At 68.5% G+C, this 20,798-nt stretch carries 21 protein-coding genes; 4 read left to right on the top strand and 17 right to left on the bottom strand.

Translation table 11 applies throughout. From position 1 onward, the window contains the following. Positions 1–99: 99 nt before the first annotated feature. From AC0IZJ_RS04995 to AC0IZJ_RS04945, 11 genes are all read right to left on the bottom strand, one after another. On the bottom strand, positions 100–1,185 hold the full coding sequence (locus AC0IZJ_RS04995; protein ID WP_471847279.1) for an NAD(P)/FAD-dependent oxidoreductase: 1,086 nt from the start codon (positions 1,183–1,185) through the stop codon (positions 100–102). A 16-nt stretch (positions 1,186–1,201) separates the two neighbouring features. After that, a complete protein-coding gene (gene fdxA / locus AC0IZJ_RS04990; RefSeq protein WP_457419603.1) occupies positions 1,202–1,525 on the bottom strand; it encodes a ferredoxin FdxA in 324 nt (107 codons plus the stop codon). Beyond that, complete coding sequence (cobA, locus tag AC0IZJ_RS04985; protein WP_471847277.1) at positions 1,522–2,298, bottom strand: uroporphyrinogen-III C-methyltransferase; 777 nt, start codon at positions 2,296–2,298, stop codon at positions 1,522–1,524. The genes fdxA and cobA overlap by 4 nt, the downstream gene beginning before the upstream one ends. Next, the gene (locus AC0IZJ_RS04980) at positions 2,298–3,584 is read right to left on the bottom strand and encodes a sulfate adenylyltransferase subunit 1 (RefSeq protein ID WP_471847275.1); all 1,287 of its coding nucleotides are present in this window, start codon (positions 3,582–3,584) and stop codon (positions 2,298–2,300) included. Before AC0IZJ_RS04980 ends, cobA begins: the two co-directional genes overlap by 1 nt. Next, positions 3,584–4,549 carry a sulfate adenylyltransferase subunit CysD gene (cysD, locus tag AC0IZJ_RS04975; RefSeq protein WP_471847273.1) on the bottom strand — a complete coding sequence of 322 codons (966 nt, stop codon included), beginning with the start codon at positions 4,547–4,549 and terminating at the stop codon, positions 3,584–3,586. The genes AC0IZJ_RS04980 and cysD overlap by 1 nt, the downstream gene beginning before the upstream one ends. Beyond that, positions 4,546–5,301 (bottom strand): phosphoadenylyl-sulfate reductase, encoded by a 756-nt coding sequence (locus AC0IZJ_RS04970; protein WP_471847271.1) that lies wholly within the window; start codon positions 5,299–5,301, stop codon positions 4,546–4,548. The genes cysD and AC0IZJ_RS04970 overlap by 4 nt, the downstream gene beginning before the upstream one ends. Continuing rightward, positions 5,298–5,795: a DUF934 domain-containing protein gene (locus AC0IZJ_RS04965; RefSeq protein ID WP_471847269.1), complete on the bottom strand. Its 498-nt coding sequence runs from the start codon at positions 5,793–5,795 to the stop codon at positions 5,298–5,300. Before AC0IZJ_RS04965 ends, AC0IZJ_RS04970 begins: the two co-directional genes overlap by 4 nt. 5 nt (positions 5,796–5,800) lie before the next feature. Continuing rightward, complete coding sequence (locus AC0IZJ_RS04960; RefSeq protein ID WP_471847267.1) at positions 5,801–7,516, bottom strand: nitrite/sulfite reductase; 1,716 nt, start codon at positions 7,514–7,516, stop codon at positions 5,801–5,803. Positions 7,517–7,520: 4 nt separating this feature from the next. Next, on the bottom strand, positions 7,521–8,510 hold the full coding sequence (locus tag AC0IZJ_RS04955; RefSeq protein ID WP_471847265.1) for a sulfite exporter TauE/SafE family protein: 990 nt from the start codon (positions 8,508–8,510) through the stop codon (positions 7,521–7,523). A gap of 83 nt (positions 8,511–8,593) precedes the next feature. Beyond that, a complete protein-coding gene (gene ybiB, locus AC0IZJ_RS04950; RefSeq protein ID WP_471847263.1) occupies positions 8,594–9,517 on the bottom strand; it encodes a DNA-binding protein YbiB in 924 nt (307 codons plus the stop codon). A 74-nt stretch (positions 9,518–9,591) separates the two neighbouring features. Next, positions 9,592–10,152, bottom strand: coding sequence for an outer membrane beta-barrel protein (locus AC0IZJ_RS04945; RefSeq protein ID WP_471847261.1), 561 nt, complete (start codon positions 10,150–10,152; stop codon positions 9,592–9,594). A 299-nt stretch (positions 10,153–10,451) separates the two neighbouring features. Between AC0IZJ_RS04945 and AC0IZJ_RS04940 the strand changes: the two genes are divergently transcribed. Next, entirely contained in the window at positions 10,452–13,409 is a 2,958-nt protein-coding gene (locus AC0IZJ_RS04940; protein ID WP_471847259.1) for an HD domain-containing phosphohydrolase, read from the top strand. A gap of 104 nt (positions 13,410–13,513) precedes the next feature. Here AC0IZJ_RS04940 and AC0IZJ_RS04935 read toward each other — a convergent pair whose 3' ends face one another. Further along, positions 13,514–14,089, bottom strand: a complete 576-nt coding sequence (locus AC0IZJ_RS04935) for an outer membrane beta-barrel protein (protein WP_471847257.1) — start codon at positions 14,087–14,089, stop codon at positions 13,514–13,516. Positions 14,090–14,260: 171 nt separating this feature from the next. Then, on the bottom strand, positions 14,261–15,298 hold the full coding sequence (locus AC0IZJ_RS04930) for an ornithine cyclodeaminase (RefSeq protein WP_471847255.1): 1,038 nt from the start codon (positions 15,296–15,298) through the stop codon (positions 14,261–14,263). A gap of 123 nt (positions 15,299–15,421) precedes the next feature. Between AC0IZJ_RS04930 and AC0IZJ_RS04925 the strand changes: the two genes are divergently transcribed. Genes AC0IZJ_RS04925 through AC0IZJ_RS04915 form a run of 3 tightly spaced genes read left to right on the top strand, consistent with a single transcriptional unit; the run spans position 15,422 to position 17,452 of the window. Beyond that, a complete protein-coding gene (locus AC0IZJ_RS04925; RefSeq protein WP_471848459.1) occupies positions 15,422–15,847 on the top strand; it encodes an Lrp/AsnC family transcriptional regulator in 426 nt (141 codons plus the stop codon). 43 nt (positions 15,848–15,890) lie between these two features. After that, positions 15,891–16,811, top strand: coding sequence for a patatin-like phospholipase family protein (locus tag AC0IZJ_RS04920; RefSeq protein ID WP_471847253.1), 921 nt, complete (start codon positions 15,891–15,893; stop codon positions 16,809–16,811). An 8-nt stretch (positions 16,812–16,819) separates the two neighbouring features. Beyond that, entirely contained in the window at positions 16,820–17,452 is a 633-nt protein-coding gene (locus AC0IZJ_RS04915; protein ID WP_471847251.1) for an LON peptidase substrate-binding domain-containing protein, read from the top strand. Here AC0IZJ_RS04915 and AC0IZJ_RS04910 read toward each other — a convergent pair. The 4 genes from AC0IZJ_RS04910 to AC0IZJ_RS04895 form a co-directional block, all read right to left on the bottom strand. Further along, entirely contained in the window at positions 17,430–18,251 is an 822-nt protein-coding gene (locus AC0IZJ_RS04910; RefSeq protein ID WP_471847249.1) for an alpha/beta hydrolase, read from the bottom strand. The two genes, AC0IZJ_RS04915 and AC0IZJ_RS04910, sit on opposite strands and share 23 nt — an antisense overlap. Then, complete coding sequence (locus AC0IZJ_RS04905) at positions 18,248–19,150, bottom strand: YihY/virulence factor BrkB family protein (RefSeq protein WP_471847248.1); 903 nt, start codon at positions 19,148–19,150, stop codon at positions 18,248–18,250. Before AC0IZJ_RS04905 ends, AC0IZJ_RS04910 begins: the two co-directional genes overlap by 4 nt. Before the next feature lie 170 nt (positions 19,151–19,320). Continuing rightward, complete coding sequence (locus AC0IZJ_RS04900) at positions 19,321–20,031, bottom strand: LiaI-LiaF-like domain-containing protein (protein ID WP_471847246.1); 711 nt, start codon at positions 20,029–20,031, stop codon at positions 19,321–19,323. A gap of 184 nt (positions 20,032–20,215) precedes the next feature. Further along, positions 20,216–20,770, bottom strand: a complete 555-nt coding sequence (locus AC0IZJ_RS04895; RefSeq protein ID WP_471847244.1) for a phasin family protein — start codon at positions 20,768–20,770, stop codon at positions 20,216–20,218. Between the last annotated feature and the right edge of the window lie 28 nt (positions 20,771–20,798).

The raw sequence follows: 20,798 nt of genomic DNA, 5'->3' as shown, positions 1-20,798 counted from the left end.
TGCGGTGGTCAGGAACGACGAGCCAGCATGCCCCGTTTCGACCAGCGCGGATGTAGGAAAGCCGCCCATAGGCGGCTTCGCATGCGAACGCGGGGCGGCTCAGTCGAACACCGGCGACTCCACGCCCAGCACCTTGTGCAGCCTGGGGCTGGTCGTCGTGTACTGGAGGTGCACGCGCTTGTCTGGAAAGACATACGGCGCCGCCCCGAAGGCGGCGAGCGCCGTCTCATGAAAGCCGCTCAGGATCAGCTTCTTCTTGCCTGGGTAGCTGTTCACGTCGCCTACCGCAAAGATGCCCGGCACGCTGGTCTCGAACTTCTCGGTGTCGACGACGATCTGCTTTCGTTCCAGCGCCAGGCCCCATTCGGCAATGGGCCCGAGCTTGGGGCTGAGGCCGAAAAAGGTCAGCACCTGGTCGCAGGGCACGACGCGCGTGATGCCGTCGTTGCCGGTGATTTTGACGCCGGTGAGCTGGCCGTTTTGTTCGGCGATGCCGGTGGCCTGGCCGACGATGAACTGCATCTCCTGGGCGTCGCACAGGGCCCTCATCTTCGCGACGCTGGCAGGGGCGGCGGCGAAGCCGTCGCGGCGGTGCACGAGGATGACGCTCGCCGCCTTGTGCGGGTTGCCATCGGCGTTGCCGGCGCAGAAGTTCAGCGCCCAGTCCAGCGCCGAGTCGCCGCCGCCCATGATGAGCAGGTGCTTGCCGGCGAAGTCCACCGGGCTCTTGACGCGGTAGTGGACCTGGCTGCCCTCGTAGGGCTCGACGCCCTCGACCTTCAGCGTGCGCGGCTGAAAGCTGCCGACGCCGCCGGCGATGAAGACGGTCTTGGTGGCGAACTGCGTGCCCTTGCTGGTCTCGACAATGAAGCCGCCTTCATCGCGCTGCTGCACAACCGTGACTTCCTGGCCCAGGTGAAAGGTCGCGCCGAAGGGCGCGATCTGCCTGAGCAGGTTGTCCGTCAGCTCCTTGCCGGTGCACACCGGCACGGCCGGGATGTCGTAGATGGGCTTGTCGGGATACAGCTCGATGCACTGGCCACCAGGGTAGGCCAGGCTGTCGATGATGTGGGCCTTGATCTCCAGCAGGCCCAGCTCGAAGACCTGGAACAGCCCGACCGGGCCCGCGCCGACGATGACAGCGTCGGTCGTGATGGCATCGGGTCGGATCTGTACTGCCTGCATGGCGAAAAACGAAGGTTCAGCGGATCAGCTCAGGCAGCTTGCCCGTCTTGTCTTTCCAATCGTCGGCATCGGGCAGCGGCGGCTTGCGCTTGGTGATGCTGGGCCAGCCCTTGGCCAGGTCGGCATTGATCTTGATCATGTGGATCTGATCGCCGGGCACGTCCTCTTCAGGCAGGATGGCGTTGACCGGGCACTCGGGGATGCAGACAGCGCAGTCGATGCATTCATCCGGGTCGATGGTCAGGAAGTTCGGGCCTTCGCGGAAGCAGTCGACCGGGCAGACGTCAACGCAGTCGGTGTATTTGCAGCGGATGCAGGCTTCGGTGACGACGTGGGTCATGAGCGGCTCTGGGAAGTAAGGGGCGCCTTTTCAGGCGAAACGACGATTTTAGAGGCGGGAGGCTGGTCGGCCTGGGTCTGCACCGGCGCGGCGCCTGTGCCGACCGTCACGACCGTGGGGCTGTTGCCGTGCAGCGGTGCGGCATGGGCGAGGTCGCCGATGCTGTGCTCGCTGGTGATGGCGTCCGCGCAGCCTGCGCGCGAAACGACCAGTGCTGGCGTGTCGGCCGGCCAGCCGGCGGCGACGAGCTTGGTGCCCAGCGTGGCCAACTGGCGGCCGGCCATGTAGAAGACTTCGGTGTCGGCGCTGAGCGCGGCGCGCAGTTCGCCGGTCTCGGTCATCGCCGTGGTCAGCGACACATTGCGGCCGCGGCCGCGGCGGGTCAGCGGGCGCCGCGTGTGCGCGGCGGCGGCCAGCGCGGCGGTGACGCCGGGGATGACCTCGCTGGCGATGCCGACCTCTGCCAGCGCCGCCAGTTCTTCTTCCAGGCGGCCGAAGATGCTCGCGTCGCCACCCTTGAGCCGCACGACCACGGCGTGCTCGTGTGCGGCCTTCAGCAGCAGCGCGTTGATCTCGTCCTGCTTGGCCGAATGCTCATAGCCGCGCTTGCCGACGAGCAGCCACTGCGCCTGCGGCGCGAGGTCGCGCAGCGCCGGGTCCGCGAGGGCATCGGCCAGCACGATGTCGGCCGTGCCCAGAGCCCGCGCACCGCGCACGGTGATCAGGTCGGCGGCGCCAGGGCCCGCGCTGACGAAGATCACCCGTCCGGCCATTACCAGGCCTCTTCCGCCGGAGCGGCTTGCACATCCACCAGCAGCGCGCCGCTGGTGCGGTGGCTGGCGGGGTCGACGACGATCAGCGCGCCGCCGACGCGGTTGTCCGCGAAGGGCTCGACGGGCAGTTCGTGCTGCACTTCCATCTGCACGCGGCCGATGGTGTTGACGGGTAGCTCGTGCGCGTCCTGCGGCGTCAGCGTGTTGATGTCCAGCACCGAGTCGATGGCCGAGATGCGCGCCTGCACCCAGCGGTTGCCGTGGCGCACCCAGTACTTGCGGCCGGGCTTGGCGGCTTCGGTGTCCAGCCAGGCGAGCGTGGCGGAGAAGGTCTTGGTGACCGCAGCGCTGCCGGGCGTGACGATCCAGTCACCACGGCTGACGTCGAGCTGGCGGTCCAGCACAAGGCCGGCCGAGTCGCCGGCTTCGGCGCTGGGCACGGTCTCGCCGGCTAGGCGCACTTCGGCGACGACGGCGGTCTGCTTCGACGGCAGCACCTCGATGGTGTCCCCGGCCTTCACTGCACCGTGGGCGATGCGGCCCCAGAGCACGCGCGGCTGGAAGCCGGTGCCGGCGGACTGATAGGCGTCCTTCTGCACATATTGCACAGGCAGGCTCAGCGGCGCGTCGGCGCGCTCGCTCAGCGTGGGCAGGCGCTCCAGCACTTGCAGCAGGCTCTCGCCGTTCCACCACGGCGCGTCCAGCGGCTGGGTGACGTTGTCGCCACGCAGCGCGCTGACGGGCACGGTGGCGGCCACGTTCAGGCCGGCGGCGGCGGCGAACTTCTCCAGCGCCGTCTTGACCTTCTCGAAGCCGGCGCCGGCGTCATCCAGCGCATCGATCTTGTTGATGGCGAAGACGATGCTGGGCACGCGCAGCAACTGGGCCAGCAACGAGTGGCGGCGCGTCTGCGGCAGCAGCGTGACTTCGGCTTCGGTCAGGTCCAGCTTGGTGATGTCCACCAGCACGACGGCGGCATCGCTGCCGGCGGCGGCCGTGACCATGTTGCGCGTGTACTGTTCATGGCCGGGGGCGTCGGCAATGATGAACTTGCGTGTCTTGGTGGCGAAGTAGCGGTAGGCCACGTCGATGGTGATGCCTTGCTCGCGCTCGGCTTCCAGGCCGTCGGTCAGCAGGCTCAGGTCGATGGGCCGGCCGGCGGCGCGGCGTTCCAGCGTGTCGAGCTGGTCGGCCAGAATGGCCTGGCCGTCGAACAGCAGGCGGCCGATCAGCGTGCTCTTGCCGTCGTCAACGGAACCGGCCGTCAGGAATCGCAGCGCCTTCATCAGAAATACCCTTCCTTCTTGCGCTTCTCCATCGAAGCTTCACTGGTGCGGTCGTCCATGCGCGTGGCGCCGCGCTCACTCACGGTCACGGTCAGCGTTTCGGCCACGACCTCGCTCGCGTTGGCGGCGGGGCTCTCGACCGGGCAGGTGCAGGTCATGTCGCCGACGGTGCGGAAGCGCACCAAGGCTGTCTCGACAGTCTCGCCTTCTTCCGGCGGCGTCACGTCGGTCAGCGGCACCAGCAGGCCCTTGCGGCGGATGACCTGGCGTTCATGCGCGAAGTACATCTGCGGCAGCGGGATGTTCTCGCGGGCGAGGTAGAGCCAGACGTCCAACTCGGTCCAGTTGCTGATGGGGAAGCAGCGGAAATGCTCGCCCGGGCGGATGCGCGTGTTGAACAGCGTCCACAGCTCGGGGCGCTGCTCCTTGGGCTGCCATTGGCCGAAGCTGTCGCGGTGGCTGAAAATGCGCTCTTTGGCGCGGGCCTTCTCCTCGTCGCGGCGGGCGCCGCCGATCAGGCAGTCGAACTTGTGCTCCTCGATGGTCTCCAGCAGCGTCACCGTCTGGTGGCCGTTGCGGCTTTCCAGCGGGTGGCTGAGGCGGATGGTGCCCTTGGCCATCGAGTCTTCGAGGTGGCCGACGATCAGGCGCTCGCCCATGTCCGCCACGCGCTGGTCACGGAAGGTGATGACCTCGGGGAAGTTGTGCCCCGTGTCGATGTGCACCAGAGGGAACGGCAGCGAGCCCGAGTAGCCACTCGGATGCGCCGCGTTCTTCATCTTGAAGGCCTTCTCGGCCAGGCGCAGCACGACGCAGCTGTCCTTGCCGCCGGAGAACAGCAGGGCGGGGCGCTCGAAGCTGGCGGCCACCTCGCGCAGGATGAAGATGGCTTCCTCTTCCAGCGCATCGAGGTGCGCGTGGTCGACGTCAGCAATGAGTTGTTCGGGTTTCACAGCAGCATTCATGATTTGGCGTGCAGTCCGCATTCCTTGGTCGAGTCTTCCCACCACCAGCGGCCGGCGCGGAAGTCCTCGCCGACGGCGATGGCGCGCGTGCAAGGCGCGCAGCCGATGCTGGGCATGAACTGGTCATGCAGCGGGTTGTAGGGGACGTCGTATTTCTCGACATAGGCCCAGACCTCGGCCCAGGTCCAGTCGGCGATGGGGCTGATCTTGCGGCGGCTGTTGCCGTCGTCTTCGTCAAACGCCACGTCGCCGCGCGCGCCGCTCTGTTCACGGCGCAGGCCGGTGATCCAGGCGCTGCGGCCGGCGAGCATGCGGCCCAGCGGCTCCATCTTGCGGATGCCGCAGCAGGCCTTGCGCAGCTCGATGCTCTTGTACATCGCCTCCTCGCCCTCGCGGGTGACGAACTGGATGACGGCTTCGTACTGCGGCTTGAAGACCTCGACCGTGCGGCCGTAGCGGGCCTCGATGCGTGGCAGCAGCGCCAGCGTCTCGGGATGCAGCTTGCCGGTGTCCAGCGTCGAGATGGCGATGGGCAGCTGGGTGCGGGCGATCAGGTCGGTGATGACCATGTCTTCCACGCCCAGGCTGCTGCTCTGCACCAGGCCGTCGCCGTGCTCGATGCTGGCGTCACGCAGGCGTTGCAGCGCGGCATCGATCTTGGCGTCCAGGGCGGGCGTCCACTTCGCGTACAGGCCGATGGCATTGCCGGCCGCAGGCGCGGCGGCCCAGGGCAGGCTGCTGACTTCGCTCATGCCGCCTTGCTCCGCAGGAACCACGGCCGCGTCTCTTCAACGTCGCCTTGATAGAAGCCGACCGGTGAGAACAGGTCCAGCGCCTTCTGCGCGGCGGCGTGGCTCTGGTCGCCGCGCATGACGACCTCGTCGAAGCCGGTGCGGTCCAGCAGCTGCATCATGTCCACCAGCACTTCGCCGCGCGCGCGGATGGCGCCCTTGAACTTGTAGCGGCTGCGCAGGATGTGGGCCTGGCTGTAGGCCCGGCCGTCGGTCCACTTCGGGAAGTCGAGCACCACGAGGGAGATGTGGTCGAGGTCCGGCGCGAGCTGGTTGATGTCGGCGTCGTTCGGGAACTCGATGGCGACCGGTACATCCTTGGGCCAGTGGGCGCGCACGGCATGCCATTGCTCCAGCGACAGCAGGCGGTTCGGCGCCGGATCGGGATCGGGCTTGGGACCGTCTTCGCCGACGGCATGCTTCCAGGTGCAGGTGGTGGCGTTGATAAACTTCATATCGATCAGGCCTTGGCAGTGGACACGCGAACGGCGTTGGCCGCGGTCTTGAACGGGTCGAGGCCCAGGCGCTTCACCGCGTCGATGAAGTGCTCGCCCGCGAGGCGCTCGCGCTTGAAGGTGTCGATGACGGCGTCGATGGCGTCGGCGATCTCGTCGGCCGCAAAGCTCGGGCCGATGACCTTGCCGGCCGTCGTGGCGCCCGACAGCTTTGTGCCGTCGCTGCCACCGAGCGTCAACTGGTACCACTCGGTGCCGTCCTTGTCGACGCCGAGGATGCCGATGTGGCCGCTGTGGTGGTGGCCGCAGCTGTTGATGCAGCCGCTGATGTGCAGGTCCAGTTCGCCGAGGTCTTCCAGCTCGTCCTGGTCCTGGTAGCGCTCGGCGATCTCGGCCGCCAGCGGCAGCGAGCGGGCGTTGGCCAGCGCGCAGAAATCGCCGCCGGGGCAGGCGATCTGGTCGGTCAGCAGGCGGGCGTTGGGCGTGGCAAAACCCGCGGCGCGGGCGGCCTGGAAGAGTTCGGGCAGGTCCGAGGCTTTCACCCAGGGCAGCACCAGGTTCTGCCGGTGCGTGACGCGCAGCTCGCCGTGGCTGAACTGGTCGGCCAGCGCGGCGGCCGTGTCCATCACGTCGGCCGTCGTGTCGCCCGGGGCGATGCCAACGCGCTTGAGGCTCAGCGTCACGGCGCGATAACCGGCCACGCGGTGGCCGTCGACGTTGCGCGCCAGCCAGCGCGCGAACGCCGGGTCGCTGGTGTCGAGCACGGGCTCGGCCGTCGGCGTGACGCCGGCCGGGTCGACAAAGCAGGCCGCCACGCGGTCCAGCTCGGCCTGGGGAATGATGTGCTCATGGCCGCCGTTGTCGTCGGCCAGGATGCGGCGGTACTCCTCGTTGACCGCGTCGAAGAACTTCTGGCCTTCAGCCTTGACGAGGATCTTGATGCGGGCCTTGTAGAGGTTGTCGCGCCGGCCGGCCAGGTTGTAGACGCGCACGATGGCCTCGATGTAGACGAGGATGTGCTGCCAGGGCACGAAGGCATTGATCTCCACGCCCGGAATCGGCGTACGGCCCATGCCGCCACCGACGAAGACCTGGAAGCCGACCTCGCCGGAAGCGTTTTTCTTCAGCTGGAGGCCGATGTCATGCCAGCCGATGGCTGCGCGGTCTTCCTTGGCGCCGGAGACGGCGATCTTGAACTTGCGCGGCAGGTGGGCGAACTCGGGGTGCAGGGTGCTCCACTGGCGCAGGATCTCGCAGTAGGGGCGGGCGTCGACGATGTCGTCCGGCGCGATGCCGACAAAGGCGTCGCTGGTGATGTTGCGGATGCAGTTGCCGCTGGTCTGGATGCCGTGCATGTCGACCTCGGCCAGCAGCTCCATCACCGTGGCGCTGTCGACGAGCGGGATCCAGTTGTATTGCAGGTTCTGGCGCGTCGTGAAATGACCGTAGCCGCCCTGGCCCGCGAAGGGGCCGTCGGGCTGGCGGTCGTACTCGCGGGCGATGCGGGCCAGCTGGCGCAGCTGGCGGCTGCTCAGCTCACCGTAGGGCACGGCCACGCGCAGCATGGGTGCGTGGCGCTGGATGTACCAGCCGTTTTGCAGGCGGAGGGCGCGGAACTCGTCGGTGCCAAGGGTGCCGGTCAGGTGGCGTTCGAGCTGGTCGCGGTATTGCGCGGCTCGGGCGTGGACGAAGCGGCGGTCGAAGTCGGTGTACTGGTACATAGGCTCAGGCCAGGAGGGAACGGTAGATATTGAACGCGCTGACGAGAACGATGGTGCATCCCACCAGGGCCAGCAGGGCCTTGGTGTGCAGGCGCTTCGTCAGCATCGCGGCAAACGGTGCGGCAAAAAGGCCGCCCAGCACAAGGCCGGCGACGGTCGTCCAGGGGCTTTCGTCGCCGATCAGCAGCGCGAACACACCCGCGCTGATGAAGGTCAGGAAGAACTCGGCCAGGTTGACCGAGCCGATGGTGGTGCGCGGGTCGTGGCCGGTGCCGACGAGCGTGGTCGTCACGACAGGGCCCCAGCCACCACCGCCGACCGCGTCGACAAAGCCGCCGAACAGGCCGAGCTTGGCCACATGACGGGGCTCGCCGCCGCGCGCCTTGATCTTGCGGAAGATCTTGCTGATGACGTACAGGCCCATCAGCAGCAGGTAGGCCGAGATGAAGGGCTTGATGGCCTTGCCGTCGATGCTGGACAGCACCCAGGCGCCCGAGGCCGCGCCCAGCATGCCGGGCACCAGCAGGCGCAGGAACAGGTTGCGGTTGACGTTGCCCAGCTTGATGTGGGCGATGCCGGACACCCCGGTTGTGAACACCTCGGCGATGTGCACGGAGGCGCTCGCCACCGCCGGGCTGCTGCCGGTGGCGAGCAGGAAGGACGTGCTCGTGATGCCGTAGGCCATGCCCAGCGCGCCGTCGACGACCTGCGCCAGCAGGCCCACCGCGACGGCGGCCCAGAACTCGGCGCTGGACAGCGCCGAGGCGATCAGCTGGAAGCCGCTGAGGCTGCCCGTTGGCTGGTTGAACAGGCGCGAGGCCAGCGCGATGGACAGGGCCATCAGCAGGCCCATCACCGACCACATCGCCACCTTCAGCACCGGGTGGCCGGGGTCGCCCGCATGCGTGACGGCGTTCTCCAGCGGCGGCAGGCCGAGTTCGGCATGCTCGGCGTTGACGGGGCTGTAGCTGAGATCGAGGTCGCGGACTTTCATTGAGGTCGCGACTCTAGGGAATGTTGCACTGCGGCAGAACTACTTAATTCTTGGGCCCATATGCCCAAGCTGAATAAGCAATTTCAGTTTGTGGCGAGAAGCTTCAGCACGGCAACCTGTTCGGCGATGCGCGTCGGCACGGGTTCGGCGCCTGCCAGCATGGCGCGGACGAGCCGGGCATTGTCCTGCGGCTCGCAGGCGGGGGAGAGCGGCCAGTCCAGGTCTGCGGTGTCTGCCGGGTGCAATGGGGCCGTGTCGCCGTCCTGGAAGCCGATGAGATGGGCCTTGCGGCGCAGGTGGGCGTAAGCCTCGCCCTCGCTGGCGCGCATGAGCAGTGCCCGGCCACCGTCCGCTGTCAGTGTGGGCAGCGCCTGGCCCATGCTGTCCAGGTACTCCGGGTGCGTCACCGCGACGACGCGCACGCCGCGGCCGGCAGGGAAGGGGTCGAGCAGTTTGGCCAGGCTGTGCGAGCTGTTGCGCAGGCCCAGACGCGGGCGCAGGGCCATCAGATTGTTCAAGCCTGGGTTCAGCATCTGCAAAGGCAGGACGGCCAACCGGTCGTCGCGCAGACGCTGTTCGGCATCGCCCAGCGTCTCGCTGGCGTTCAGGCCCAGCGCGTCCAGCAGCTCGAAGGGGCTGTGCCGGCTGTCGAAGTCATGCCGGCCGAAGATCAGCACCGGCACGCCGTCGCGGGCCAGCAACTGCGCCACCAGCGGCATCAGGTTGGCCTGCTTGCGGGCGCCGTTGAAGCTGGGCAGCAGCACGGTGCGCGGGCCCGCGGGGGCAGCCAGCGATGCCGTGCGCGACTGCATGGCGGCCAGGAAGCCGGCCACCTCGTCGGCGCTCTCGCCCTTGATGCGCATGGCGATGAGCAGGGCGCCGAGTTCCATGTCTGGCACCTGGCCATCCAGCATCTCGCCGAACAGCTCTTCGGCCTGGGCTCGGGTGAGGTTGCGGGCACCGCGGGCGCCGCGGCCCACTTCCTTGATCAACGGGGCGTAGTTCATGGCGCGAGTGTAGAAACAGCCAACGCCGCACGAGGCCGCACGAGGCTGCCCCTTCGCTGCACTCGCGTTGCGGGTCAGAACCCGAAAGTCGCACCAATCGAGACGAGCCGCAGCGAACCCGTCTGGCCGGCGGCCTTGCCCTGGGTGGAGTCGACGGCCAATTCCAGCTTGACCGCCGGGCTGACGGCGTAGGTCAAGCCGACGCTGGCGTAGGGCTTGGTCACGGTCTCGGACTCAGTAGGGCCGGACAGCGTGCCCAACACACCGTCGACCTTCGTCTTTACGCGAGCTGCACCGAGGCGGAAGTTCATCCCCCATTCGTTGCTCAGCGGCAGTGCAAAGACGCCGCTCAGCGTCAGGGCGCCCGGCTTGATCGTGGTGGCTAGGACGGGGTCGCCTCCGTGGCCCTTGCCGAAATTGACATAGCCGACTTCCAGGCCGAAACCGTTGCCGAACTCGTAACCGCCGGCCACCTTGCCGCCCGTGTCGTTCTTGTCGCAGGCCGCGGCACCCCTGCAATCGATGCCCAGGTGCGACGTGCCGGCTGCGACGGTGACGTAGGCATGGGCTTGCTGATCGGCGTGGGCTGCCGTGGCAGCCAGCAGCGTGGCCAACACGATGGCTTGCTTCTTCATGAGGATCTTCCCTGTTTCTCTTGATGAGTGGCCGCCCTTTTCGGCGGGCCGTGTGCCTTCTCAAGGCGCCCGCATGCTATCGGCGTTATGCGGGCCGTCCTGGTGCGTTGTCGTGGAGATGAGACGCAGGTGAATATGGCCGTCTGACCGCGCTGTTAGTGCGGCGTGAGGGCATGGTGGCCCGGACTGAAGCGTCAGAACAAAAAATGAGCGCCTAGCGACACGATGCGCACGTTGCTAGAAAGAGGTTCTTGGTGCCGCCGCTGATACTGTTCAGACGTCGCCCAACTTCTTTGCTCATGCCGCAGCTCAAGCCCAAGACCCTCTACATCACCCTCAGCGTGTTGATGGTCGGCCTGGTGGCGTTGGTCTACGGCGTGCTGTTGTTGCACGAGGCTTCGCGCAGCGATGCGCTGATGCTGCAGCAGGCCGGTGCGGCGGCCAGGCGCATCGGCCGTGAGGCGGCGGCCACGGTGGAGACCGAACTGCGGCCGGCGCGGGTCAGCGTGGCCTTGCTGGCCTCGGGCGCTCTGGGCCATGCCACCAGCGAGGCGCAGCGGCTGGCGGCTTTGCCCCAGCTGGTGGCCGCCCTGCGCGGCAATGCCTCGGTATCGGCGGTCTACGTGGGCACGGCGAGCGGCTCATTCCTGCTCCTGCGCCGCCTGGACACCGCCGCCGCGCGCAGCCGCATGGGCGCGCCGGCCAACGCGGCTTTCGGGCTGCAGAGCGTCGACCGCGATGGTGGCCAGGTCGGCCAGGTGCGTGGCAGCTACCGCTTCCTGGACGCCGCGCTGCACGAAGTGCAGCAGCTTGAACGGCCCGACTACGTCTTCGACCCCCGCACCCGTCCCTGGTACGAGCTGGCCCGGCGCGCCGGCGACGGCCGGGCCGTGCAGTCGGAGCCTTACCTCTTCTATACGACCGGCGAGCCCGGCGTGACGCTGGCAGAGGCGCGCGGCGCCGTGGTCGTCGGTGCCGACGTCAGCCTGCGCGCCTTGAGCGAGATGCTGACCAAGCCGCAGATAAGCCGCTCGGCCGAGCTGCTGATCGCCACCGCCGGCGGCGAGTTGCTGGCCGAGGCTCGTCGGGACAGCCCGCCGCTGGCCAGCGGGGCGAGGAGCCTGCGCCAGGTCGGCGAGGCCGCCACGCCGCTGATGCGCGCGCTGTGGGCGCGCCGCGATGCCAGCGGCGGGCTGGTGCCGGTGCAGACGATCGATGCCCGCGAATGGGTGGCCCACGCGCTGCCGTTGGTGGGCAGCCAGGGCGACGGCGCAGGCGTCGTGGCCGGCGCGTCGCTGACGCTGCTGATGGCCGCGCCCCGCGACGAGTTGCAGGCCTTCCAGATCGAGAGCCGGCGCCACGGCTTCTACCTCTCGCTGGGATTGATGCTGTTGCTGCTGCCGCTGGTGCATCTGCTGGCTGATCGCGTCTCCAGGCCGTTGCGCGAGCTGGCGCGCCAAGCCGAGGCCATACGTCATTTCGAGTTCGACGGCCCGGACCCCAAACGCAGCCTGATCCGTGAGGTCGACCGGCTGGCCGTGGCCATGACGGCGATGAAGCACTCGCTGCGCCGCTTCCTCGACATCAGCGCCGCTCTCAGCGCCGAGCGGGATTTCGACACGCTGCTGGACCTCATCCTGCGCGAGACCATCGCCGTGGCCGAGGCCGAGGGCGGTGCCGTGCATCTGCTGTCCGCCGACGGCCGCCAGCTGCTGCCTGCGGCGTCCCACCTGCACGGCGAGACGGCCCAACGCGCCGGGATGACCTGGGAGGTCGACGCACCCGACAGCATCGGCGCGCCGGCGCGGGCCCTGCGCGCCGACGAGCCGGTGGAGGTGGACCTCAGCTGGGACAACCCGGGTCATCTCAAGGCCTACGAGCCTTTGTTCGCCGGCTTGAGCGCGTCGCGCGTGCGGCTGCTCTCCATGCCTTTGAAAAACCGCCAGAACGAGACCCTGGGCACGCTGACGCTGTCCTTCGCCATGCCGGCGGAGCGCCAGGCCGAACCCCTGGGCGCCGCCCGCGTGGCCTTCGTGCGCGCGCTGTCGGGCACGGCGGCGCTGGCCCTGGACAACCAGATGCTGCTGCGCGCGCGCAAGGAGTTGCTGGAGAGCTTCATCCAGCTTGTCGCCGGCGCCATCGACGCCAAGAGCCCCTACACCGCCGGCCACTGCCAGCGCGTGCCGGAGCTGACCAAGATGCTGGCCCAGGCCGCCTGCGACGCGACCGAGGGGCCGTATGCCGGCTTCACGATGACCGCCGACGAATGGGAGGCCTTGCATATCGCTGCATGGCTGCACGATTGCGGCAAGGTCACGACGCCGGAGTACGTCGTCGACAAGGCCACCAAGCTGGAAACGCTGAACAACCGCATCCATGAGATCCGCACCCGCTTCGAGGTGCTCAAGCGCGATGCGCTGATCGAGCGCCTGGAGGCCCGGCTGGGCGCCGACGGCACGGCCGGTGCTCGTGCCGAGGCGGCCCCTGCCCAGGCCGCGCTGGACGAGGATTTCGCCTTCATCGCGGGCTGCAACCAGGGCGGCGAATTTCTCGGCCCGGATCGCCTTGCCAGGTTGCATGAGATAGCCGCGCGCCGCTGGTGGCGCACGCTGGACGACAGCCTGGGCCTGTCGGCTGACGAGGCCCGGCGCCTGCCGCGCCCGAGAGCACCGCTGCCGGCGCCCGAGGCCTTGCTGGCCGACCGGCCCGAGCATGTGCTGGCGCGTCCGGCGGCCGAGACGCTGAGCGAGGGCAACCGCTGGGGGTTCCGCATGACCCAGCCGGAGCACCTCTATCACCGGGGCGAGCTGCACAACCTGGCCGTGTCGCGCGGCACGCTGACGGAGGAGGAGCGCTACAAGATCAACGACCACATCGTGCAGACGATCAAGATGCTGGCCGAGCTGCCGTTCCCGCGGCATCTGCGCGAGGTGCCCGAGATTGCCGGCGGCCACCATGAGCGCATGGACGGCAAGGGCTATCCACGCGGCCTCACGCGCGAGCAGATGAGCCCGCAGGCCCGCATGATGGCCATCGCCGATGTCTTCGAGGCGCTGACCGCCGACGACCGCCCCTACAAGCCCGGCAAGCCCCTGTCGGAGGCACTGGCCATCCTGTCCCGGATGGTGCGCGAGCAGCACCTGGACGCCGAACTTTTCGAGCTCTTTCTGCGCTCCGGTGCCTGCATGGCCTATGCGCGGCGCTTCATGGCAGCCGCGCTTGTCGATGTGGAGGACGTGCAGGTCTATCTGTCGTGACGACCGGTCATGGCGGTTGACGCTGAGCTTCAGCGGCGCGCTGAGCGGCACCGCAACAAAAGGTAGGGCCGCACACAGCGGCCCCGACTTCCCACGCGGCGTCGTCAGAAGGACATGCGCGCGCCCAGCGTCACCAGGCGCACATTGCTGCGTTCGCCCTGGTACTGCGCGCGGGTCGCGTCCACGCCGAGTTCGACGCGTGCAGACGGTGTCAGCGCGTAGTTCACGGCCAGGCCGACGATGGGCTGGGTCTTGCGTTCGCTGTCGGAGCCGCTCAGGGTGCCGGTTTCGGCGCGGAGCTTGGTACGCACCTGGGCCACGCCGAGGCGGCCGACCAGCCCCCACTGCGGTGTCAGCGCAGCCGTGTAGGCGCCGCTCAGGGACAGTGCTTCCGGCCGGCCGCTCAGGGCGAGGACGCCGTCGGAAGCGCGGAACTTGCCAAAGTTCGTGTAGCCGCCTTCCAGCGCGAAGCCGTTGCCGAAGGAGTAGCCGAGCATGGCCTTGCCGCCGGCGGCGTTCCGGTCGCAGGCCTGTACGCCGGTGCAGTCGACATTGACATGGCCCTGCCCAAGGGACAGCAGACCGTAGGGACTGGGCGTGTTGGATGTCTGGGCCTGGGCCTGAGCGGCGCCAGAAGCGGCCAGGGCGAGGGCGGCGAGGGTGAGTGCGGTCTTGGTCATCACGGTTCTTCCTACTTCCTGCTTCGTTCATCGGAAAGCGACTGGGACGTCGCTGAACGAATCCTCGGCACCGTGATGGGGCCGCCATGTAGGACCAGGACACCCGGCGCCGCCGGACTGCCGCCTGCGCCTGTGAGCCGAGGTAAGCGACGCAAGCGGGGCCGCAAGACCTCAGGCCGCCTGCAACTGGCCGCCGAGTTGCAGCTGGCCGAACAGGTCCTTGGGGTCGGCCATCTGCGGAATCAAGTCCATCGCCGAACCGATGCCGAGCTGGGTGCTGACGTCGCGCAGCAGGCGCAGCGCCGAGAAGTCTTCCAGCGCGAAGCCGACCGAGTCGAACACGGTGACCTGCTCCGCCGATTCGCGCCCCGGCGTCTGGCCGGCCAGCACGCGCCAGAACTCGGTGACGGGGAAGTCCACCGGCATCTGCTGCATGTCGCCCTCGATGCGCGACTGGGGCTCGAACTCGCAGATCACGCGTGCCATCTCGAGCACGCCACGATGCAGCTCGGTCTTGCCGGGGCAGTCGCCGCCGACGCCGTTGATGTGCATGCCAGGCTCGATCATGTCCGGCGTCAGGATGGTGGCGGCGGTCTTGTCGGCGGTCACGGTGGTGACGATGTCGGCGCCGCGCACGGCATCGGCGGTCGATGTGCAGACGGTCAGCGTCAGGCCCGGTGTGCCGTGCAGATGGCGCACCAGCTTCGCGGTCGCAGCGGGGTCAATGTCGTAGAGCCGCAGCTCGCGGATGCCCAGCAGGTGATGGAAGGCCAGCGCCTGGAACTCGCTCTGGCAACCGTTGCCGATCAGCGCCATCACGCGGCTGTCGGGCCGGGCCAGCCGCTTGGCGACCATGACGGAGGTGGCCGCCGTGCGCATCGCAGTGGTCAGTGTCAGTTCGGACAGCAGCGCCGGCGCACCGGTGTCCACGTCGGCGAGCACGCCAAACGCCATCACCGTCGGCAGGCCGAAGCGGTGGTTTTTGGGGTGGCCGTTGACGTACTTGAAGCTGTACAGGCTGGCGTCGGCGATGGGCATCAGCTCGATGACGCCGTCCGCGGAGTGGGCGGCGACGCGCGGCGTTTTGTCGAACTCGGCCCAGCGGCTGTAGTCGGCCTCGAGGTAGTCGACGAGGCGGCGCATTAAATCGGGAAGTCCCACGCGCTGCACGAGGTGGGCGACGTCCTGGGTGGTCAAAAGCGTGGTCATGCAGGTCTCCAAATGGCTTGAAGTCATTCTTCCGAGATGGCGTGCCAAACAGAAGTGCAAGTCTTGCGCCGTTCTGCAAGCTAATTTGTCAAAATGACAGGCCGTAATGACGATCTGCTCGATATGGACGCCCTGGACCAGCAACTCCTCGCCCTGCTGCGCACCGATGCCCGCGCCAGCGTCGCCACGCTGGCGGCCAAGCTGAAGGTGTCGCGCGGCACGGTCACCAACCGCATCGCGCGGCTGGAGGACGGCGGCGTCATCACCGGCTACACGGTGCGTCTGCGGCCCGACTCGGTGCCCGACCAGATCACCGCCTGGATGAGCATCACGGTGGAAGGCAACCGCACGCGCGAGGTGGTGGCCATGCTGCTGGGCGAGCCGGGCATCACCGGCCTGTTCGACACCAACGGCCGCTGGGACCTGCTCGCCGAGATCAGCAGTTCCAGCCTGCAGGAACTGGCCGACGTGCTGGAGCGGGTGCGCCTCATCAAGGGCATTGCCGGCACCGAGACGAGCATTCACTTGCAAAGCTACAAGCTGAGCTGAAACAGCGCTCGGTTATCGTGCCGCCGCTTCCCGCCTTCAAACCATGCTCGCTTCCCTGATCCGCCGTACCTCGTTCGCGGCCTTGCTGCTGACGCTCGCCGCCTGCTCCGTACCGCGGCTGACGCCAACGCCGCCGGTCGTCACGCCACCGCCGGTCGAGGTGCCGCCCGTCGTCAAACCGACTCCCAAGCCCCCGCGCCTCGGCCTTGCGCTGGGCGGCGGCGCGGCGCGCGGGTTTGCCCACATCGGCGTCATCCAGGTGCTGGAGGAAAACGGCATCAAGGTCGACCTCGTCGCCGGCACGTCGGCCGGCAGCCTGGTCGCGGCGCTCTACGCCTCGGGCAAGGGCGGCAAGGAAATGCAGACGCTGGCCGAAGGGATGGACGAGGGCGCCATCACCGACTGGTCCTTCCCGCTGCGTGGCCTGATCCGTGGCGAGGCGCTGGCGCGCTTCATCCGCGACAAGACGGGCGGCAAGGGCATCGAGCAGATGGTGGTGCCGCTGGGCATCGTCGCCACCGATCTGTCGGACGGCTCGGCCATCCTGTTCCGCAGCGGCGACACCGGCACTGCGGTGCGCGCGTCGAGTGCCGTGCCGGCCGTGTTCCAGCCGGTCAAGATCGGCCAGCGCGAATACGTGGACGGCGGCCTCGTGTCGCCCGTGCCGGTGCGTTTTGCGCGCGAGATGGGCGCCCAGCTCGTCATCGCCGTCGACATCACTTCGCCGCCGGCCAGCGACCCGCTCAACGACGCCTTCCGCATGCTGATGCAGACCTTCGCCATCATGGGCCGCAGCATCAACACGTTCGAGCTGCGCGACGCCGACGTGCTGGTTCGCCCGCGGCTGGACGGCATGGCGAGTGGCGACTTCACGGCCCGCCGCCGCGCCATCCAGGCCGGCCGCGACGCGGCCCAGGCCGTGCTGCCGCTGATCAGGCAGCGCATCGCAGAAAAGACAAGGTAGCCAGGCCTGTGGACACCGAGATCCCGCTCTTCCCGCTCGGCTCCGTGCTCTTCCCCGGCGGCCACCTGCCGCTGCGCCTGTTCGAGCCGCGTTACCTCGACATGGTGCAGCGCTGCCATGCCCAGGGCCAGGCCTTCGGCGTCGTGGCGCTGACGCAGGGCCATGAGGTGCGGCAACGCAAAGGCGAGGGCTTCCAGCGCGAGACCTTTCACGATGTCGGCACGCTGGCGCGCATCGAGCATTTCGAGCGCGACCAGCCCGGCCTCATCCACATCCGCACCCGCGGCACGCAGCGTTTCTGGCTGCAGTCCTCTCGCTGCCTGAGCCATGGCCTGTGGGTGGGCCAGATCAAGCTGCTGCCCGACGACACCGTCGTGCCGGTGCCCGACGACCTGCGCGCCGCCGCACGTCAGTTGCAAGACCTGCTGGCCGGCTGGCGTGAGCGCGCCTCGCCAGAGGAACTGCCGGTGCAACCGCCCTATGCCTGGGACGACGCCGGCTGGCTGGCCAACCGGTGGGCGGAGCTGCTGCCCATGCCGCTCGCAGAGCGCCAGCGACTGATGGCGATGGACAACCCGCTGGTCAGGCTGGAGCTGGTGGTGGACCGGCTGGACGAGATCAGCGACTCAACCACGCCGTGAGCACCGCCAGCACCTCGGCCTTCTCGGGCTCGTTGAAGATCTCGTGGAAGAGCTCCGGCCAGGGCTGGGTCGCGACGACATTGGCCGGCACTGCGGCCGCAAACGCCTCGCTCCCGCGCGGCGCGACGCAGCGGTCCGCGCCAGCCCACATCAGCAGTGTGGGCACGGCCCAGCGCGGCGCGTCGCTTATCACGCGGGCGCCGGCGTCGACGATGAAGCGTGTCAGGCGTGCGGTGATGCGGTCATGCACCAGCGGGTCGCTTGAATAGGCCTGCACGACGGCCGGGTCGCGGCTGATCCACGCGGGCTTGAGGCCGTTGCCGACGGCCAGGCCCGGCGTCAGCTTCTCGGCGACGGCCAGCGCCAGCTTCTGTGCGCCGCTCAGGCCGGGGTCCAGCGCGGGTGAGGACAGCACCAGGCCGTCCAGCGGCCGGCTCCAAGCGGCGGGGCTGGCGGACAACGCCTCGGCCGCGAAGCGCGCCGCGATGACACCGCCCAGGCTGTGGCCCAGCAGCACAAAACGTCGACCCGGCTGGCGCACGGCGTCAATCACCCGGGCCGTGTCGCGCAGCAGCGCCTCGGCGTCGGGGATGTCGCCGCGCGGCCCCTGGGTGAGGCCGTGGCCGCGGTGGTCCCAGCCGTGCACGTCCCAGCCGGCAGCGTTCAGCGCGGCGGCCACATGGGCATAGCGCTCGATGTGCTCGCCCAGGCCGTGGACGATGAGCAGCTGGCCGCGTGGGGCGGCCGTTGCGGGCCAGTGCCGGGTGTGGAGCGTGAGGCCGTCGTCGGTGGTGGTCATCGGGTCGCCGCTTGAGGAGGTAACGGCAGTCTAGAAGCCTCCTCCCGCCTCGACCCGAGCACGCGCGCATAGGCCCAGGTGAATTCCGCGCCGATCAGCAGGATCTGCGCCGAGAAATACACCCACACCAGCAGCGCCACCACCGAGGCCGCCGCGCCGAAGCCCGACACCACGCCCGTGCTGCGCAGATACAGGCCGATCACCGTGCGGCCCAGCTCGAACAGGCCGGCGGTGACGAGGGCGCCGAGCAGCACGTCTCGCCAGGCGATGCGGGCGCGCGGCATCCACTTGAAAATGAGTGCGAACACGGCCACCACCAGGCCCTGGCTGATGACGGCGTTGGCCACGCCGGCAACATAGAGCCACTCGCCGAACCACGGCTTCCACCAGGTCTCGGCCACGGCCAGCAGCGCGCCCAGCAGCAGCGAGGTCAGCAGCAGGAAGGACAGGCCCAGGATGAGCCCGAAGCTCAACAGCCGCGCGCGCAGCCAGGCCCACCAGCCCTGTACGGGCCTGGCCGGCACGCGCCAGATGGTGTCGAGCGCGTCCTGCAACTCGGCGAACACAGTCGTGGCGCCCACCAGCATCAGGCCCAGGCCGATGACGGTGCTGAGCCAGCCGCCCACCGGCCAGGCCACGCTCTTGAGCATGCTCTCGATGGTCGCCGCGCCGGCCTCGCCGAGCAGGCCTTGCAGCTGCGACACCAGCTCGCCGCGCACCGCCTCGCCGCCCCAGACGAGACCGGCGACCGACACGACGATGAGCAGCAGCGGCGCCAGCGAGAACAGCGTGTAGTAGGCGATGGCGGCGCCCATGCGCGGGCAACGGTTGTCGAGGAAGCCGTCGAAGGTCAGGCGCAGCACGCGGCCGAGCGGGCGCAAGGGTTCAAGCCAGAGCATGGGCAAAGTCTGCGGGCTGGGGTGGCGCGAGCCTGTAGGACGGCGGCGATTCAGATGACGTTGCGCAACCGCTCGTTGCGCTGCCGAGCCGCATGTAGACCCCGGCTTGGCGCCTGCCTGGGCGCCCCGTCGGTGAATCGGGTTTGGCCGACGAATCGACGCCGTTGCTATCAATTGCTGATCGCGATGCCGCCGAACAGCGTCTGGCCGCGCAGGATGAGGCGATGCGTGGGCTGTGCGATCGGCGCGCTACGGTCGTCGATACCGCCGGCCGTGACCGCCATGTCGCTGACGACCTGCCAGCCGCGCGGCAGGCGCAGCTCGATGCTGCTGAAGCGGGCCGAGATCTCCAGCACCGCCTCCGGGCCGGCCATGGCCGCCTGGCTCAGGTCCAGCGCCAGGCTGCCGAAGCCCAGCTCGATGCGGCCGCCGTTGAAGTTCTGCGACTCGCTGCGCTGGTGCAGGTTGCAGAAGTTGGCATCGAGCGCGATGCGGTCGCCGGGGATGAGCGTGGCCAAGGCGGCTGACGCGCGCGGAAAGGCGCCGCGCAGCAGCACGGACAGGCCGGCGCCGATGACGAAGACCGGCCACCAGTCCCGCATCGAGAAGCCGGTGTAGCCGAGGTTGCGCGCCGTCAGCAGGCTGCCGACCGCGATCAGCGCCAGGCCGAACAGCCCGCCGGCCTGGCGCGGCCAGGTGAGGCGCGCCAGGCCCAGCAGCACAAGCGCCAGCGGCCAGAAGGTGCGCAGCAGCGGCAGCTCGAAGACCTGCTGCCGGTCCAGCAAGGCCATGGTGCCGACGGCGATGACGCCCAGGCCGAGGAGGACGCGCTGGGCGGGGTGGCTGTCTGGGTTCTGGTGGCGAAGCGGCAGGCTGTGCATGAAGGGTCTCCGGTGAGTCAGTGACGTCAGTGGACCCCGGCGCACGCGGCGTTGCGACAGCGCTGCGGCAGATGGACAGGCGAGGCGACGAGTCGACAAGGCCCGTCGCCAAATGAGAAAGGCCCGGTGTCGAAACACCGGGCCTTGGGCCTTTCGGCCTTTCAGGAGGCCGAAGCCTCAGTACTTAGGCAGCGCGCTTGACCGGGCGAGCGGCGGTCTGCGTGGCCTTGACGGCTTGCGTCGTGGCAGCCTGGAAGTTGGCTTCGGCGACATCAACGGCTTGCTTGGTGGCCTTCTGGACCGACTCGAAAGCGTTGTTGGCGGCAGCGACGGCGGACTTCACCAGGGCGACGGCGTTCTCGGTGCCGGCCGGCGCGTTCTTGGCGGCGGTTTCGACGAGGGTGGAGAACTTCGCTTGCGCGTCTGCGAACTGGCCTTCGGCGACCTTGGCGACTTCAGCACCGGTGCTGGAGGCGATGTCATAGACGTGGCGGCTATAGGAAGCAGCCTTCTCGGCGGTCGGTTGCAGCAGCGCGGCTTGCAGGGACAGCAGCTCTTGCGCGTCCTTGACCGACAGGGCGGCGGTGGTGGTGTCAGCGGCTTCGCTCAGGGCGGTCTTGGCGACCTGCAGGTTGAGCTCGACGAGCTTCTCGACGCCTTCGAAAGCCTTGTTCGTCAGGCCGAAAAGGGTTTCGATGTTGGCTTTGTGGGCAGCGATGATTTGTTCAGCGGTCAGCATGGTGTTTCTCCGGAAGATCAGGTGGTTG

The sequence above is a fragment of the Roseateles sp. AC306 genome, from assembly GCF_979253795.1.
This window is presented reverse-complemented; position numbering and strand designations above follow the sequence as displayed.

Coding starts and splice junctions, on each gene's coding strand:
- AC0IZJ_RS04965 (WP_471847269.1), bottom strand. CDS start 5,795: ATGAAGTTTATCAACGCCACCACCTGCACCTGGAAGCATGCCGTCGGC.
- cobA (WP_471847277.1), bottom strand. CDS start 2,298: ATGGCCGGACGGGTGATCTTCGTCAGCGCGGGCCCTGGCGCCGCCGAC.
- AC0IZJ_RS04940 (WP_471847259.1), top strand. CDS start 10,452: ATGCCGCAGCTCAAGCCCAAGACCCTCTACATCACCCTCAGCGTGTTG.
- AC0IZJ_RS04905 (WP_471847248.1), bottom strand. CDS start 19,150: ATGCTCTGGCTTGAACCCTTGCGCCCGCTCGGCCGCGTGCTGCGCCTG.
- AC0IZJ_RS04960 (WP_471847267.1), bottom strand. CDS start 7,516: ATGTACCAGTACACCGACTTCGACCGCCGCTTCGTCCACGCCCGAGCC.
- AC0IZJ_RS04925 (WP_471848459.1), top strand. CDS start 15,422: ATGGACGCCCTGGACCAGCAACTCCTCGCCCTGCTGCGCACCGATGCC.
- AC0IZJ_RS04920 (WP_471847253.1), top strand. CDS start 15,891: ATGCTCGCTTCCCTGATCCGCCGTACCTCGTTCGCGGCCTTGCTGCTG.
- AC0IZJ_RS04945 (WP_471847261.1), bottom strand. CDS start 10,152: ATGAAGAAGCAAGCCATCGTGTTGGCCACGCTGCTGGCTGCCACGGCA.
- AC0IZJ_RS04900 (WP_471847246.1), bottom strand. CDS start 20,031: ATGCACAGCCTGCCGCTTCGCCACCAGAACCCAGACAGCCACCCCGCC.
- cysD (WP_471847273.1), bottom strand. CDS start 4,549: ATGAATGCTGCTGTGAAACCCGAACAACTCATTGCTGACGTCGACCAC.
- AC0IZJ_RS04955 (WP_471847265.1), bottom strand. CDS start 8,510: ATGAAAGTCCGCGACCTCGATCTCAGCTACAGCCCCGTCAACGCCGAG.
- AC0IZJ_RS04930 (WP_471847255.1), bottom strand. CDS start 15,298: ATGACCACGCTTTTGACCACCCAGGACGTCGCCCACCTCGTGCAGCGC.
- AC0IZJ_RS04980 (WP_471847275.1), bottom strand. CDS start 3,584: ATGAAGGCGCTGCGATTCCTGACGGCCGGTTCCGTTGACGACGGCAAG.
- AC0IZJ_RS04910 (WP_471847249.1), bottom strand. CDS start 18,251: ATGACCACCACCGACGACGGCCTCACGCTCCACACCCGGCACTGGCCC.
- fdxA (WP_457419603.1), bottom strand. CDS start 1,525: ATGACCCACGTCGTCACCGAAGCCTGCATCCGCTGCAAATACACCGAC.
- AC0IZJ_RS04935 (WP_471847257.1), bottom strand. CDS start 14,089: ATGACCAAGACCGCACTCACCCTCGCCGCCCTCGCCCTGGCCGCTTCT.
- ybiB (WP_471847263.1), bottom strand. CDS start 9,517: ATGAACTACGCCCCGTTGATCAAGGAAGTGGGCCGCGGCGCCCGCGGT.
- AC0IZJ_RS04970 (WP_471847271.1), bottom strand. CDS start 5,301: ATGAGCGAAGTCAGCAGCCTGCCCTGGGCCGCCGCGCCTGCGGCCGGC.
- AC0IZJ_RS04995 (WP_471847279.1), bottom strand. CDS start 1,185: ATGCAGGCAGTACAGATCCGACCCGATGCCATCACGACCGACGCTGTC.
- AC0IZJ_RS04895 (WP_471847244.1), bottom strand. CDS start 20,770: ATGCTGACCGCTGAACAAATCATCGCTGCCCACAAAGCCAACATCGAA.